Genomic DNA, 16416 nt, shown 5'->3' on the forward strand with positions numbered 1-16416 from the left:
TGTTATTTTGCGTAACCGGTACTTTCTCGTACCACTAAGCTTGGCGTAAAAGTAGTTTTAACATCTTTATCTTGTTGTCTTGAACCACGAGCTTTACTAAATAGTAACCTCGCTGCGTGTTCAGAAATAACATTATTAGCCTGATGGGCAGTTGTCAGCTTAGGCCAAGTTTGGCGAGAGAAGGGGGAATCTTCAAACCCTGTAATAGACAGTTCCGCAGGAATATCTATGTTCATTAATCTAGCTGCAAACAATGCCCCTGCGGCAACTTCATCGTTACCGCCTAAGATTGCTGTAATATTATTAGGATTACCATTTTTGAGTAGTTCTTTTGCTCCGTTCACGCCGGACTCAAACGAATAACTCCCTTCGTAAATCAATGAATCTGATCGCTCAATATTATGTGCTTTTAATGCTTTATGATAACCAGCTAGGCGTTCTGAGGTTGATTTGTGCTCTTTGTCACCCAGTACAAAAGCGATGCGCTTGTGGCCTAAAGAAATCAAATGTTCAGTGATCTCATAAGCAGCAGCATAGTCATTTACTAGAATACAATTGTTGCGTTCATTTATATCAGTGTCCCGCCCTGACAGCAAGCGCACATAATGAACACCTAATTCGTCAAGCATATCGATAATACTCTGCTGCTCTGATAAAGGAGGTGTTAAAACTAGCCCAGCTAAACGTGATCGCTTAATCATCGTCTTGAACTCTTCTTGCATATTATCGTCATGATAACTACAAGGGTGAATGACCAGTTCATACCCTTCTTCTTTACATCGTGAGAGCACACCATTTTGCATATCTATCACGTAGTACGCATTTGGGTTGTCATAGACTAAACCAATAGCAAATGAAGAGGTACCTGCGAGGTTTCGCGCTGCGATATTCGGCTGATAATTCAACTCATTTACAGCACTCATTACCAAGTCATATGTTTTTTTGCGAACTGAAGGCTCTTTGTTGATCACCCGCGAGACGGTTTTCATTGATACACCGGCTAACTTAGCGACATCGTTTATGGTGACTTTCATGTTTTTATTCTTTTATTTGAGAGAGCTTTAAAAATTGCTCAAAATTCATTAAATGATCATGTGAATAGCTTAGTCTATCTAATCTAAATTAAAAATAGCAGCCTAAATATCATAAATAAATGAATGATACCGGTGTCAAAAGGAATAAATTGCGTTATTATTCACATCGTAAAATTGAAAATAAGAAAATTGACAGCGTTGTCATTGTGGCATATGGTAGACGTTGTGAATAGTCTTTTGCTTGTTTAAACAGTGTATAAGCTGCGTGGCGAGCCATAAATTATGTTAGGGGATGAGTATGAGTTGCCGTAGTGATTTGAGTAGCTGGCAGGCATTAGAGCAATCTGCAACAAAATTGAAGCAACAACAATTAAAAACTTTGTTTGCCAAAGACACCTCACGTTTTGCAAAGTTCTCTTGTCAAATGCCTGGTGTTTTATTCGATTACTCAAAACAACTTATTGATGAAGAAAGTTTTTCTCAACTCATCGCGCTTGCAGAACAAGCTGATATAGCAGCGTGGCGTGATAAAATGTTCAGCGGTGAAAAAATTAACTTCACTGAAAATAGAGCTGTACTACATGTAGCGTTAAGAAATAGAAGTAATTCAGCGATTTTTGTTGACGATAACGACGTTATGCCACTGGTGAATAGAGAACTTGATAAGTTAAAATCATTTACCCAAAAAGTGCGCAGTGGCGAGTGGGTAGGACATACTGGTAAGCCTGTTAAAAATGTTGTGGCAATCGGTGTGGGTGGATCAAATCTAGGTCCTCAAATGGTTACCGAAGCGCTCTCAAATTACGCAGATAACACACTTAATGTGCACTACGTATCTAATGTCGATGGGGTGCAATTAGCAACTGTGCTTGATGGCTTGCAGGCTGAAACAACATTGTTTGTTGTATCGTCAAAAACGTTTACAACCTCAGAGACAATGACAAATGCGCGCTCAGCTGTTAAGTGGTTTTTAGAATATGCACCGCAAGATGCGATTGCTAAGCATTTTGTAGCAGTGAGTACTAATTTAGAAAAAACCCGTGAATTTGGTATTGCTGATGACAATGTATTTACCATGTGGGATTGGGTCGGAGGTCGGTTCTCATTGTGGAGTGCAATTGGCCTACCTATTGCCTTATATTTGGGCTTTGATAAGTTTGTTGAGGTGCTAGAGGGCGCATTTGAAGTAGATGAGCACTTCAAAGCCGCATCATTTGAAAATAACATTCCGCTAATTATGGCATTGTTAAGTGTTTGGAATACCAGCTTTTTAGGCCACACAGCACAAGCTATTTTACCGTACGATCAGGCATTACATATGTTGCCTGCTTACTTACAGCAAGGTGAGATGGAAAGTAATGGTAAGCACGTTACATTCACTGGTGAACCTGTGCCTTATACAACAGTACCGCTAATTTGGGGCATGACGGGTATCAATGGTCAACATGCTTTTTATCAGTATTTGCACCAAGGTAACAATATTGTGCCAGCAGATTTTATTGCATCGGTTAAACCGCAAGTTGTTATGGATAAGCACCACGATATTTTATTATCGAACTTTTTTGCACAAACAGAAGCGATGATGAGTGGTGTTGATGAGTTGCAAATACGTGCAGATTTAACAGCGAAAGGTAAAACAAGCACGCAAATTGACGCTGTAATTGCACATAAAATTCATCAAGGTAATCGGCCAACGACTTCTATCTTGTTAGATACCGTGGATGCTAAAGCTGTCGGTCGTTTAATTGCAATGTATGAGCACAAGATTTTTTGTCAGGGCATTTTATTGCAGATTTGCTCATTTGACCAATGGGGTGTAGAACTTGGAAAAGGGTTAGCATCTGCGATAGAGGCAGAGTTGACCCAAAACGATGTAAACTACCCTCATGATAGCTCAACTGCTGGTTTAATTAGCTACTATAAAAACAATCGATAATTGAAAAAAATTAGCCTTTTAGTAGAGGCAACCAGTTCACTTGATGTGAAAAAAAATACCTTTGAACGGGTAGCGCTGGAGTTCTTAGGGCCTGTATTTTTGTGAGAGGAATTACAGTGCCCCTAAGGCTCATTTTCTGGCTAATGTATTTCTTCCAATGGCCACTCTTCAAAGATGATTTTTAGGTTTGAATTGCCAGCTAACCTTGGCTTGAACTGTTACAATCGAATTCAATACCGCGAATATGCGGCGCTCTGGTAAGCTAAGATATGGTATTGCCAGACATTAATAATAAATGCGCAGTCAGTGCACAAGAACGGCTTTGCTGCGCTTAACCTTGTAGAGAGTAATTTATGCTTAATCCTTTTGATATTATAATTTTTGGTGGCGGCGGAGATTTGGCATTGCGCAAGTTGTTGCCTGCAATGTATCGCGCATATCAAGAAGGTAACCTTCCTGAAGGCTCTCGTATTTTGCCAACTGTTCGTGAACAAAGTAAACAACAAGAATATATCGAAACAGCAGAGCAAGCATTGAAGTCTTTTTTAGGTGAAGGGGAGTTTAATAGTCAAGATTGGAAAGCCTTTGCTAAATTTCTAGTTCCCGTGGTTGTCAATGTCACAGAACCTGATGAACACTGGGATGAGTTACGCACAATATTAGCGCAAGATGCACTTGATAAATCTCGAGTATTTTATTTGTCACTTCCCCCTGCGGTTTATGGCACCTGCTGTGAAATCTTATCGACTAAGCAGTTGATAACAGATACATCACGAGTTGTTGTTGAAAAACCAATTGGCTACTGTGGTGCGTCTGCAGAAGAAATTAATGGAAAAATAGCACAGTATTTTTTAGAAGAACAAATCTTTCGTATAGACCATTACCTAGGTAAAGAAACCGTACAAAACCTAATGGCATTGAGATTTTCAAATGCGCTCTTTGAAAACTTATGGGATGCAAAATCCATAGATAATATTCAAATCAGCATTTCAGAAACGGTCGGTTTAGAATCTCGAGCAGGCTTTTATGATAAAGCTGGTGCACTCAGAGACATGGTGCAAAACCATTTACTGCAGTTATTGTGTTTGGTTGCCATGGAGTCTCCTCATAAGCTAAATGCCAACAGTATTCGCACAGAGAAGCTTAAAGTACTAGAAGCGCTTCGCCCGCTTATTGCAGAGCAGGTTGATGAAAACACGGTACGCGGTCAATATGTACCAGGAGAATTAAATTCTAAGATAGTACCTGGATATCTTGAAGAGCTAGCTGAAGGTTCAAGTATTACTGAAACTTTTGTGGCCATTCGAGCGCATATTGATAATTGGCGTTGGGCAGGTGTACCGTTTTATTTGAGAACGGGTAAGCGTATGAAGCAACGCTGTGCAGAGATTGTAGTAGAGTATAAGCCTGTATCTCATAACGTTTACGATGAATCTGTGGGCCCAATTCAGCCAAATCGTTTGGTTATTCGTTTGCAACCAGAAGAAACAATACAGCTTACATTGATGTCAAAGCGCATGGACAATTTAGATATGCAATTGCAGCCTGTTACGCTTAATATCGAGTTGAGTGAACAATATGGTTCGAGTTTTCACTCTGATGCCTACAAGCGTTTAATGTTAGATGCTGCCGCAAATAACCCTGCGCTGTTTATACACCGTGATGAAGTGCGTCAAGCATGGAAGTGGATTGACCCAATTGTTGAACGTTGGCAAGAAAAAGGCACGCCAGCACTTTATAGAGCAGGCTCTTGGGGGCCAGAAGATGCGGATGAATTATTACAAGAAAACAAACATGCTTGGTTTAATGTAGGAGAGAAAGCATAATGGCACATCTAACTGAGCGATTTTTTGATTCTAAAGAAGAATTAACATCTGCGCTATCAGCACTACTTGAGTCAAGTTTAGTGGCTGGTATTGAACAAAAAGGCAAAGCCGTATTAATGGTCTCTGGTGGTTCGTCTCCCGCACCTGCATATCGTCATTTATCGGGTTTATCGCTTGATTGGAATAAAGTGTCGGTTGCTATGGTTGATGAACGTTGGGTGGATGCAAGTCATGAAAAATCCAACGAAGCATTTATTAACGAGACACTTTTACAAAATCATGCCTCAAAAGCGCACTTTGTCACTATGAAAAATTCTGCTACAACAGCGCAGGCAGGACAAACTGAATGTGAAGTACAATATCAGTCATTAGGTAAGGCAGATGTAACCATCTTAGGCATGGGGCCTGATGGACATACGGCTTCTTTGTTTCCTCATGCAGATGGGTTAGAGAAAGCTTTAACTACAACTGATATTGTATGCGCTATTAATGCAAAACAAAGTGAAGTGACAGGTAGTATTACTGAGCGTATGACACTTACTTTAAATGGTGTTGCGAATGCTAAGCAAGTTGTGCTTCTTATTAGTGGTGAAGAAAAGCGTGCAATGTATGAGTTGGCTAAGCAGCCAGGCTCTGAGTTTGATATCCCACTACGTGCGGTTATTAATCATTCAGACATAGACCTTATGGTATTTTGGTGCCCATAGTACATTTGTAAAATATAGCACTTTGCTGGTCTTAATAGGTAAGGTGCTGCTACTTCCTCAATAACATAATGCTCTTTATAGCTAGTTCCTTACATATTTAATCTGATTGATAGCACTCTCATCGCAAACCTTTTTCACAATACACATCTAAACTCAGGTTTCGGTAAGGGTTTTGAAATAGAAAACACTTTGTCAGCCAGTATTACTTTTAAAAGCAGGCTTGTTTGGAAAAACTTGCTTATCTAGAGCAGTGGTGAGCTATGCTGTTTTGGAGATTATGGTTATTTTTGTATGGTAATAGGTGATTCTAATGGACAAAGGCCACATGAAAATTTATAATGACAGCGTTGTCATTTTGCGTATTGTCACCCTTGAACACTTCTGCCAAAGTTTCTGAATCTATTCGCAAATAGAACAATATTGATATATAAGTCATAACATCGGTTCTATTTTGTTCTAACAAGCAAATTTCTGTCCCCAAAAAGTAAGTATTTATGCTATATTTCCCTTGGTTTTGTAACAAACCATAACTACGTAAATTTTAAAGCTAATAAAATCAATACTTTGTTTTTATTGTTGAAGAATATTTGATTAATTCAGCAAAAAACATGTAGCGAATTTGTAATTTACGGTGTATGGTTTGTTATTAGATGACAGCGTTGTCATCATCACTGGGCAGAAGTGATATAAAATTCCAACAAAATGATTCAAGGGGAATCCTGTGTTAGCTAATAATTTTAAGAAAAGCTTACTAGCAGTTAATGTCGGTCTTGTACTTAGTGCGAGCGTATCTGGCATTGCTTATGCTGCGGACGAAAATCAAGTAAAAGAAGATGTTGAAGTAATTGAAGTGCGTGGTATTCGCGCTTCAAATAAAGAGAACATCAACGGCAAACGCTTTGCGAATTCAGTTGTAGACGTTGTGACTGCTGAAGATGTTGGTAAGTTTCCAGACGGAGATGTAGGTGAATCATTAGCACGTATTTCAGGTGTGAGTGTTTCTCGTCAATTCGGTCAAGGCCAACAAGTTTCAATTCGTGGTGCATCAGCACAATTAACGCGCACATTATTAGATGGCCATTCTATTGCCTCAACAAGTTGGTTTGATCAACAGGCGGTTGATAGAAGCTTTAACTACTCTTTATTACCTTCTGAGTTAGTTGGTGGATTAGAAGTATACAAATCTTCACAGGCGAACATTGTTGAAGGTGGCATCGGTGGTACTGTAATTGTTAAAACGCGTAAGCCTTTTGACCTTGATGCAAACACAATATTTGGTAGCCTTAAAGGTGACTACGGCTCAGTTTCCGAGAAAACCGACCCTGAAGTTTCTGGATTGTATAGCTGGAAAAATGAAGACGAAAGCTTTGGTGTTTTAATCTCAGGTGCAAAATCTGAAATTGACTATCAGCGTAATGGTATCGAGTCTTCAGGTGGTTGGAGTGGTGCGATGGCACCAACAACTTTCCAGCAAGATCGAGAAAGAACTGCACTTTATGCTGCATTCCAGTATCAACCTAGTGAATCACTGCTATTAGGTTTGAATTTAACAAGCCTTGAATTAGGTGCTAATAACGCAAATACGCAAATTATTATTTTCCCTGGTGAAGGGTCTTGTGAAAAGCAAAACCTTTCTGGTAACTGTGTATATGCAAACGTAACAAATGCTGGCAATGGCAGTGGCCCTGCTTTTTTCCAAACTTGGGCACGTAAAGCAAGCATGGAATCAGATACCATTGATTTCGATTGGCAATATGAAGCTGATAGCTTTATTTTCAAAGGCCGCATTGGTAAAACCGAGGCGGAAAGTGCTGTAACGACAGCAAACTTTGGAGAGTACTCGACTAATCCTGCAGATTTCAATGGCACAATTGATATGACTGGCGATGTTGTTAATTACAATATTGCGAATAAGAGTTATAACGCAAGCATCCTTCCTGCAAGCATTGGGCCGCAAACTTGGGCGCCAGAGTTTAACCCTGATAACGATGAAGAAACATACCTCAACCTAGACTTTGAAATTCCGTTAGATTTAGGTGTGATCACCGGTATTAAAACTGGCTTCCGCTATGCTGATCATAAAGTAACGCAAGACCAGAATGGCGCAAACGTAAATGCAGACCTTCGTCCAATGAGAAGCGCTTCTGAATACTACCCTGGAACAGTATCTGCAGGTGGTGGTTTTGTATTACCTGAGCCAAATATGGAGCTCATGATTGCAGATTCTCTAGCTATGACAGAAGGGTATACTCAACGACCTCAAGGGTATGGAACTGTCGAGGAAGAGAATACAGCAATTTATGTAATGGCTGAGTTTAGTGATGATAGTATTCGCGGTAATGTTGGCTTACGTTATATATCAACAGATATTGAGTCTGATTACTATGACCTAAGTGCAACTGGTGAGTACGCGACAACGTTAACAACCGATAAAGCTGATTACAGTGAGTTTTTACCAAGCTTCAATATGGCTATTGATGTAACTGAAGATGTAATTTTACGTACTTCAGCGGCACAAGTTATCTCTCGTCCAAACTATGCTGACCTATTTGCAACACGAAGCTTAGCGGGTTACACAGATAACCGTCCACTTAATGAAGTATTACAATCTGGTAATGTTGGTCTAAATCCATTTAAAGCATTTCAAGCAGATATTGGTGTTGAGTGGTACTTTAGCGCTGATGGTCTATTAAGCCTAACTTATTACACTAAAGATGTAAGTTCATTTATTTCTACGCAGCAACAAACTAACCAGCAAATTGGTATTGATATTCCTGTTTACCAAAACAACCCAGATGCAGGCGAACCGCCTTGTGGTGCTGGTGTATATGACTGCTGGACTGTCAGTAAATCAACAAATGGTAGTGGTGGCTCAATCGAAGGTATTGAGTTCCAAGTACAAGATGCATTCGATAATGGATTTGGTTACTCATTTAACTACACATATGCTGATACAGAAGCTCCAGCTGAAAATTATCCAGACAGAGTGGGTGTATTCTCTGATTCATCAAAGAATACGTACAACTTAGTTGGTTTCTATGAGCAAGATAACTTTTCTGCTCGTTTAGCTTACAACTGGCGTTCAGAATTTATTATTCGTGAAGCACCAGGTTGGTATGGTAACCGTGAGCATAAGGCATACGGTCAGTTAGACTTCAGTGCAACTTACTCAGTGACTGATTATTTAGATGTTACATTTGAAGGTATAAATCTAACAGAAGAAGATAGCGTTCAGCTTGGTAACAACCATGAGTCAACAACGTTACCTAACCCTGACTTGTTAAATGACTTCCCAGTTTGGAGTTTTGAAGGTGAAGCGCGTTACAAAGTGGGCGTAGCAGTTCGTTTCTAATTGGAAATGTAACTAGAAAAGCCCAGCATTTGCTGGGCTTTTTTATTATTATAAGTTGAGTGTTCATTTATAGTTTCTACATATAGCCATTAGGTGTTTTATGGATATTAAAAAAGTTGTCATTGTGGGAGGTGGAACGGCGGGATGGTTAGCTGCAAACCACTTAGGTAAAGAGTTATTAAAAAGAGAGGGGGTATCAGTAACACTCATCGAATCACCCGATATTCCTCCAATAGGTGTTGGTGAAGGCACTGTACCGGATATTCGTCAAACACTTTTAAACTTTGGAATTAGTGAAACCGATTTTATTCGAGAGTGTGATGCGACATTTAAGCAGTCAATTAAGTTTGTAAATTGGATGGATAAAAATACTTATGGAGATGGAAATTTTTATCATCATTTGTTTGATGTCCCCAATTCAAGTCATGCTAAGATTTTAACAGAGCATTGGCTAAATCAGAAGAATACGGATAAACATTATGCGCACAATTTGTCATCTCAACATCTAATTTGTGAACATGGACTCGCGCCAAAAGATATTACTACACCTGAATATCAAGCTGACTTAGCATATGCATATCATTTAAACGCTGGAAAATTTGCTCAGCTACTTGCCAAAAATGCAAAAGAAAAATACCAAGTAGAGCATATTTTAGCGAATGTAAAAGCTGTAAAGTGTGACAATAATGGATTTATATCTAATCTGATCACAGATGTACATGGAGAACTCGCATTCGATTTTTATATTGATTGTTCTGGTTTTGATTCAATCTTGCTTAGCAAAACGCTTAATATTCCTTTTATCAGTGTTGCTGATTCACTACTCGTAGATAGCGCACTTGTTGTGCAAGTTCCTACGCAGCCTGAAGACAATATTCCTCCTTACACTATTGCAACGGCACATCAAGCAGGGTGGATTTGGGATATTGCTTTATCTTCGCGCAGAGGCGTGGGCTTTGTTTATTCCAGCAAACATATCACAGATGAAAAAGCGAAGTTAAAATTTGATAAGTATTTGGGCGAGAAATGCCAAGATCTTAGCTATAGAAAGATTTCAATGAAGGTAGGCTTTAGAGAAAAGTTTTGGCATAAAAACTGTGTAGCTTTAGGTTTGGCACAAGGCTTTTTGGAGCCATTAGAAGCTACATCTATTCTACTTACAGACTTTTGTGCTAAATTTTTGACTCAACGTTTCCCACATAATAGATCACAAATTGAATATTTAGAGCAGCGTTTTAACCATTCAATGCAATATGCATGGCAAAGGGTTGTGGATTTTATCAAGCTACATTACTGTATCTCTGATCGAACCGACTCCTCATTTTGGATTGAAAATAAAGAAAGTCATACTATTCCTCAAACGCTAAAAGATAGGCTTACCCTTTGGAAAGACTTTGTACCAGTGAAAGACGATTTTTTTAGCCAGTTTGAGGTTTTTTATTTAGAAAACTTTTTATTCGTGCTCTACGGTATGGGTTATAGCACAGATGTAATTGGGGAAAGAAAGGCCACTGATAGTGACATGGCTGAATATTTTGAAAGAAAGGAAAAAATAGATGAGTTTCTTAAAAATAAGCTGCCAAAACATAGGGATTTATTAGAGAAGATAAAAAAGTTTGGCCTTCAAAATATCTAATGCATAGATGAGAAACAATATTATATAATATGTTTCTCATCTATACAGCTTTATAAGTACTTTAAACGTTATAATATATTAACTGTAACCCTAAATTAGCCCTTAATAAGAGTTGCAAAGGATGAAATTGCAAGCCTTCCACATTTAGGATCTTTATTGTAGCCGTTATCATCTAATAAAATATTGGCACTGTGTAACAGGTTTCCTTGATAAATAACTAAGCGGTTAGGCTTAGCATCAACTTTGAGCACTCTTTCAAAAATACTTGTACTATTATTGATATAACCAGAGTGCTCTTCTGGTGTATTTTTAATGTCGTTAACCATCTTTTCTAGAATAGGTGAATGTTCTTCGTGAAATTCGATGATATTATCTGGCTTGTATTTATAAAGGCTCGTACCACCAAAATCTTGCTGAGATAGATAATGTACAAATGCGTAATGCTGTTGATCAAAAGTATCAATATGAGGCATTTTTTGTTGAATAATTAACTGCTCTGGTTTACATGTTACAAGTGAAAGTAAACTTCGGTGAAGCTTTACTTCATTATACTGTGAACCTAAATCGGGAAGTATATGCTCTAAGAAAAAAGTTTTCAGGATCCTTAGGTAAGGTTGTGGCATGTGATCTCTAATGCCAGGGTAAAAGGAGTTATCAGAAAACATAGGGTTAAAATAAGCAATGTTATAAGCAAAATTTAAAATACTATCCAAATCATGTAAAAAGTTATCAATAATGTAAACCTTTTTATCGGTTCCAGGCACTTTTAACTTATTAATAGTGATATTTTTGTGTATTTTTAACTCATTCATACTGCTCTCTATGATTTATGTCTAAATTAAACCAATCTTAAGTAATACTTCATCACTTAGAGGGGCTAAACCTTACGTAAGTTGCGTTATAAATTTCGCTATTTAGAAAAATAAATAGCGAAACCCTTAGCTTGCTATCGACAAGGTTTCCTTGCCTCAGAATAGAACACTTAATTAATAAAGTTGATATAACAGCTTAAATTTTAGCTGGATATAAAAGGTGATAATTTAACATTATCAAATTTACCGATTTAAAACACTGGGTAGCCCCGATTTCATCGGAGACTGTTTTGTGTAAGTCAGACCACTTTACCTGACACCATTAAATTATCATAGTAGTCTACTTCATATTGTGCTGGTGGCACATAGCCAATTGAAGAGAGTAAACGTTTATGATTAAACCAATTAACCCATTATAAGGTGTCATATTCAACAGTATCAATATTTTTTCTTGCGCCATTACGGAGGATAATTTCTGTTATTAAATAATCTATTTATCGTTTCAGCAAGTTGCTCTGTTTATCTTATTGCTATGATGAATTAGTTTTTAGAGCCCGCTTCGATGCCAAATTGTTTGTTCTAACGCATCAAGGATAAGGCCATATTCATTGCCGTTGATACCAACCTACAATATATCGAGAGAAAACATTTACCACAAAGCAATATAAACAAACTCGCTCCAAGTGCCAGTATAGGTAATATTAGCGACTCAAAGCTGATCAGGTTGTTTAGCATGCTTTAGCAAGGCGAACACCTTGAATATCCATACCTCTTATCCATCGCTCAACAGTACGGTGTGCAACTTGACTCCTCGAATGAGTATCATCAATTCAGCATCATGTTTCTTGCGGTTAGATAGACGCTCTGGTATGTGCTGTAGCAGTTTGTGAGCATAATAGTTTAAAGGTGCAATAGGCTGCCCATTACAAATAGACCCCACACAATAATGCTCTACACGTATCAATAAACTCGCGATTATTTTTGTTTGCGGCCTAGTTTTTCCTGAGCGAAAAAAGCGACGGTTTACCTCATAATATTATTAGTTCGCTTTAGTTTTTTTCTAAAGCTGCGAGTTACTTTTCAGCTGTTAGGGGGTTATTCCATCAATTGAGTTTGAGACTTTTTAACCCATTGTTTGGAGAACTTCTGGAGTTCCCCCAGTTTATTTGAAATAGATACTAGCGAAGCCCAAAGAGAAGTGTATTCAAGCTGCTGTGTATAACGACATTGTTCCAGTTTCTTTAGTCTCAGGCAAACCTGGGGCGATTCAGCCAAGATGTTACACAAAAGTTGTGATCTCATATTAATTTATATGTTCAAAATAAATGGAGCGTGTTTTTTAGAAAAATAAAGGCGAGTTATTGAGCCAAATAATATTACTAAAAAGCATTTTAGGAATTTAAAGTCTAACTTTATACCAAAAAAATAGTTTACTTTTTACTCTGGTGTGTTAAAAAGTAACGAGTGTTCATTGGTTTTTTTGTTAAAAAGTAACAGTAAGGCATGGTTAAACTTAGTTCACAATGATGAAGTGCTACTCCTTTGGGTTTTAAGTGCTAGTGTGCCTACCAATACCTAACTGGGTCGAATATAAGCAAATGGGGAATAAAAATGTCAAAAAAAATCACCAATATCGTCGGCAGTAATAAATCGAAGCGGACAAGGCTAAGCCTCGCTGTATCCTCAGCAATTTTAGGGCTATGCCCTTTGTTGCTTGCAGCTCAAGAAGTGGCTCAAAATGACAGCGATGTCAATGCGGGCGACAAAACAGCTGATGTTGAGGTCATTGAAGTAACGGGTATTCGTGGCAGTATTAATAGTGCACAAAATATAAAACGTTACGCAGATACTGTAAAAGATGTGATCACCGCATCTGATATCGGCGCGCTGCCTGATAAGTCAGTTACAGAAGCGCTACAACGTATACCGGGTGTTACTATAGAGCGTTTTGCTTCATCGAGCGATCCGAAGCATTATGCTGATGAAGGAACTGGTGTACTTGTGCGAGGTTTAGACCGCGTGCGCTCTGAAGTGAATGGCCGTGATGCATTTAGCGCTAATCCATCTGGAGGCTTAAGTTATGAAGATTTTCCTGCAGAGCTTTTAGGAGCTGTAGAGGTAGTTAAAAACCAGACCGCTGATCTTATCTCTGGTGGTATTTCAGGTACGGTTAACTTAATTACTCGGAAACCTTTTGACTCAGATGAACGTTTAATTTCTTTTAATGCAAAAGCCAACTACGGCGATTTTAGAGAAGAAGTAACACCTTCTTTTTCTGCACTTTTTTCAGACAATTGGCAAACTAGTGCGGGTAAGTTTGGATTCTTAATCGCTGCTTCAAAATCAGATTATGAAACGCGTGGTGATGGTGTTGGTTTAGGCAACTTCCATTCACGAGGCGATTCCTTTGTTCCGACCTTGGATCAATGGGGTGGCATTACAGGTGTAGACTCGTCCTCACCTGTAGATGGCCCCGCTTTACCAGGGCAACCAGCGGGCAGTATATGGCATGTGCCTGTTGCTATTCATATGAGTACCGCGACGAACGACCGTAAGCGAACGGGTCTTACATCGTCTGTGCAGTGGTCAAATACAGATGAAACGATTGTTGCAACACTTGAGCATATTCATTCAAAAGCATCACTTGAATGGAACGAGCGACAAATAGGTCAAGCAGCTCAGGGTTTTAAAAGCTTTATGGGGTCTTCGCAAAATTGGCAGGACGATGCGCAAAATGGCTATCCGCTTACAACCGAGGGTAGCTTTGTCACATCAGGTATTGCACTAGGTGTTTCTCCAGAGACGCCATTTTTCTATCGTAGCCGATGGAATCATAACGAAAACACTGTCGATGATACGTCATTTAAACTGACGTGGAAGCCAGTAGATAGACTAACCATAGACTTTGACTATCAACATGTAGACGCTGAAAAGCAAGTTGAAAACTACAGTATGTCAGGTCAAACCCGAGGTAACCATGTTCATGTTGTGTCGCCCTACTTTTTAGATATGCGAGGCTCACGTCCTACGGTTAAATTTTTGAGTGATAATATCTTAACCGCTGGGTGGTCGCCAAATGAAGACTGGAATGGGCCTGTTCCTAATGTGTTTTTAGGCAGTGGAATGGAGCAAGTTGAGCACAACACTGCTAAGTCTGACAGTTTCAAACTGGATTTTAAATATGAATTAGATGGTCACTTTACGAGTGTTAGCGCAGGGCTATATGCTTCAGATAAAGATTTAAAAGTTCGTGATACTGACTATGAAGGGTGGTCTGCAATAGGTACGCCTTGGGTACAAGGTGACAGAAACGCAGCTGCAGCTATTAATAAGCCTGAACTTTTTGAGCGTGTTGATTTTTCAGACTACTTTCATGGGGAAGTATTACAGGGTAATGTGAATAACTTTCTTTTTCCAAAAATGGATTTAGTAAAAAATTATGCACAATCACTAAGGCAAGGGTGTAAAGATGGTTGGCATAACGCGACACGCAGTGCTGAAAATGGCGGAGTATGTTCAGGCACTTATGTACCGTACGAAGATAAGCCAAATCGTATAGAAGGCCCCTATGCTGCACATAATATTAGTTCTACTAATGAACAGCGCACAGAGTTTTATGTGAGAGGCGATTTTGACTTTGAATTCCAAGATATTCCTGTTGTGGGTAATATTGGTTTACGCTATGTAAATTACCAGCTTGAATCAACGGGCGCGTTAGTTCAGCCTCAGGAAATAAAGCGTGGAGATGCAGGTACGTCATTGAATAGCGTGATGCAACAGCCGCAGTACAAACGCTACTATGACATTGCCGGTGGGCAGTCTGATTTAAGTACAGTAGAGGGGACGGATTACACCACTGTGCTGCCAAGTTTAAATTTGAGTTTTGGTATTGCAGAGGACGTGGTCATTCGATTTGGCGCATCAAAAGCTTTATATTACCCAAGCTTAGTAGATGCGAGAAACATCAATATTATTAACCTTGATTATACCCCCATATTGCAAACTGCTGGGTTAGATTATGATGACGTGAATAACCCTGTTGTTGGTCTCGATAACTTTGAATTAACAGCCTTATCTGGAAACCCGAACTTAGAACCTGAAGAAGCGGTTAATATTGACCTAAGTACTGAGTGGTATTTTGCTGAAGCGGGATACATTACTGTTGGTTTATTTAACAAGAAGCTAGATAACATTATTCGTCGTCGAGCATTTGATTTGGACGTGACCTACGGCGATGAAACTTATGATATCTCCGCTTATGGCCCTGCGAATACTGGCTCAGGTACACTTCGCGGTGTGGAATTTTCATACTCACAATTTTACGATATGTTGCCTGGGGTTTGGAGTGGTTTAGGCTTACAGTTTAACTACACTTATATCGACCAAGATGGACTTGAAGACCCCAATGAAGTAGCGGCAGGTACATTAGGGTTTGATGAAAATGGTAACCCACTCAATGATAATCGTAATACTTTCCGTGTATTTAGCGGCCTGCCACTGCAAGGCTACTCAGATAAAAACTTCAATGTGATTGGTATGTACGAGTACCAAGATATTTCATTTCGACTGGCGTACACATGGCGCTCTGACTATCTGTTAACTTTGCGTGAGTCTGAAGAGTATGTACCAGCCTATGCGAAGTCTTCGGGCATGATGGATGCGAGCTTGTATTACACTATTAACGATCATTGGAAAGTAGGTATTGAAGCAAGTAATTTGCTCGATACGGAAACCAAAACTGAGTATCAGATGGACCAAGCAGGCACCAAGACACAAGCGCTTAATTTCACGACGGATAGACGTTTTGCTCTGAGTGTGCGTGCTACTTTTTAACATCATAACTAAAGCCAGTGTGTAGGTTCATAACACACTGGTTTTAGCAATGCCTAAAAAGGCAGTGGATAGTTATAACGCACGAACTGTTAGGGTCTGTTGATCTTTGAGGTATGAATTTTGTTCAAATCAAAGGCTTTCATTACGCGAAATGAGTAATGCAGCATAATAATTTATGTCAGTTGCGAATGACAAAGTAGTGGAAGCCTTTGGTTGAACCCTTTGGGCAGCGCCATTCGAGCATTTTTTCTACGTTATCACCTGACTTACATAGAATAAC

The 16416-nt window shown here is 39.1% G+C and carries 8 protein-coding genes; 6 read left to right on the plus strand and 2 right to left on the minus strand.

Going from position 1 to position 16416, the window contains the following annotated elements; translation table 11 throughout:
• Nucleotides 1–2 precede the first annotated feature (2 nt).
• Entirely contained in the window at nucleotides 3–1034 is a 1032-nt protein-coding gene (locus OCI93_RS09895; RefSeq protein ID WP_261592270.1) for a LacI family DNA-binding transcriptional regulator, read from the minus strand.
• A 298-nt stretch (nucleotides 1035–1332) separates the two neighbouring features.
• Between OCI93_RS09895 and pgi the strand changes: the two genes are divergently transcribed.
• The 5 genes from pgi to OCI93_RS09920 all read left to right on the plus strand — a co-directional run bounded on the left by pgi (nucleotide 1333) and on the right by OCI93_RS09920 (nucleotide 10491).
• Nucleotides 1333–2970 carry a glucose-6-phosphate isomerase gene (gene pgi / locus OCI93_RS09900; protein WP_261626303.1) on the plus strand — a complete coding sequence of 546 codons (1638 nt, stop codon included), beginning with the start codon at nucleotides 1333–1335 and terminating at the stop codon, nucleotides 2968–2970.
• Between the two features lie 353 nt (nucleotides 2971–3323).
• Nucleotides 3324–4796, plus strand: coding sequence for a glucose-6-phosphate dehydrogenase (zwf, locus tag OCI93_RS09905; protein ID WP_261592272.1), 1473 nt, complete (start codon nucleotides 3324–3326; stop codon nucleotides 4794–4796).
• Complete coding sequence (gene pgl / locus OCI93_RS09910) at nucleotides 4796–5503, plus strand: 6-phosphogluconolactonase (RefSeq protein WP_261592273.1); 708 nt, start codon at nucleotides 4796–4798, stop codon at nucleotides 5501–5503. Before zwf ends, pgl begins: the two co-directional genes overlap by 1 nt.
• Before the next feature lie 721 nt (nucleotides 5504–6224).
• On the plus strand, nucleotides 6225–8855 hold the full coding sequence (locus tag OCI93_RS09915; RefSeq protein WP_261592274.1) for a TonB-dependent receptor: 2631 nt from the start codon (nucleotides 6225–6227) through the stop codon (nucleotides 8853–8855).
• Nucleotides 8856–8955: 100 nt separating this feature from the next.
• Complete coding sequence (locus OCI93_RS09920) at nucleotides 8956–10491, plus strand: tryptophan halogenase family protein (RefSeq protein ID WP_261626304.1); 1536 nt, start codon at nucleotides 8956–8958, stop codon at nucleotides 10489–10491.
• Between the two features lie 95 nt (nucleotides 10492–10586).
• Here OCI93_RS09920 and OCI93_RS09925 read toward each other — a convergent pair whose 3' ends face one another.
• Nucleotides 10587–11303, minus strand: a complete 717-nt coding sequence (locus OCI93_RS09925; RefSeq protein ID WP_261626305.1) for a DUF6445 family protein — start codon at nucleotides 11301–11303, stop codon at nucleotides 10587–10589.
• A gap of 1611 nt (nucleotides 11304–12914) precedes the next feature.
• On the opposite strand from OCI93_RS09925, the gene OCI93_RS09930 reads away from it, so the two are divergent.
• Nucleotides 12915–16136: a TonB-dependent receptor gene (locus tag OCI93_RS09930; protein ID WP_261626306.1), complete on the plus strand. Its 3222-nt coding sequence runs from the start codon at nucleotides 12915–12917 to the stop codon at nucleotides 16134–16136.
• Nucleotides 16137–16416 lie beyond the last annotated feature (280 nt).

The sequence above is a fragment of the Pseudoalteromonas holothuriae genome, from assembly GCF_945859825.1.
Lineage (GTDB): Bacteria > Pseudomonadota > Gammaproteobacteria > Enterobacterales > Alteromonadaceae > Pseudoalteromonas > Pseudoalteromonas holothuriae.

What these genes read in the sequence shown, in the direction of transcription:
- zwf (WP_261592272.1), top strand. Translation starts at nt 3,324, where the DNA reads ATGCTTAATCCTTTTGATATTATAATTTTTGGTGGCGGCGGAGATTTG.
- OCI93_RS09920 (WP_261626304.1), top strand. Translation starts at nt 8,956, where the DNA reads ATGGATATTAAAAAAGTTGTCATTGTGGGAGGTGGAACGGCGGGATGG.
- pgi (WP_261626303.1), top strand. Translation starts at nt 1,333, where the DNA reads ATGAGTTGCCGTAGTGATTTGAGTAGCTGGCAGGCATTAGAGCAATCT.
- OCI93_RS09925 (WP_261626305.1), bottom strand. Translation starts at nt 11,303, where the DNA reads ATGAATGAGTTAAAAATACACAAAAATATCACTATTAATAAGTTAAAA.
- pgl (WP_261592273.1), top strand. Translation starts at nt 4,796, where the DNA reads ATGGCACATCTAACTGAGCGATTTTTTGATTCTAAAGAAGAATTAACA.
- OCI93_RS09895 (WP_261592270.1), bottom strand. Translation starts at nt 1,034, where the DNA reads ATGAAAGTCACCATAAACGATGTCGCTAAGTTAGCCGGTGTATCAATG.
- OCI93_RS09930 (WP_261626306.1), top strand. Translation starts at nt 12,915, where the DNA reads ATGTCAAAAAAAATCACCAATATCGTCGGCAGTAATAAATCGAAGCGG.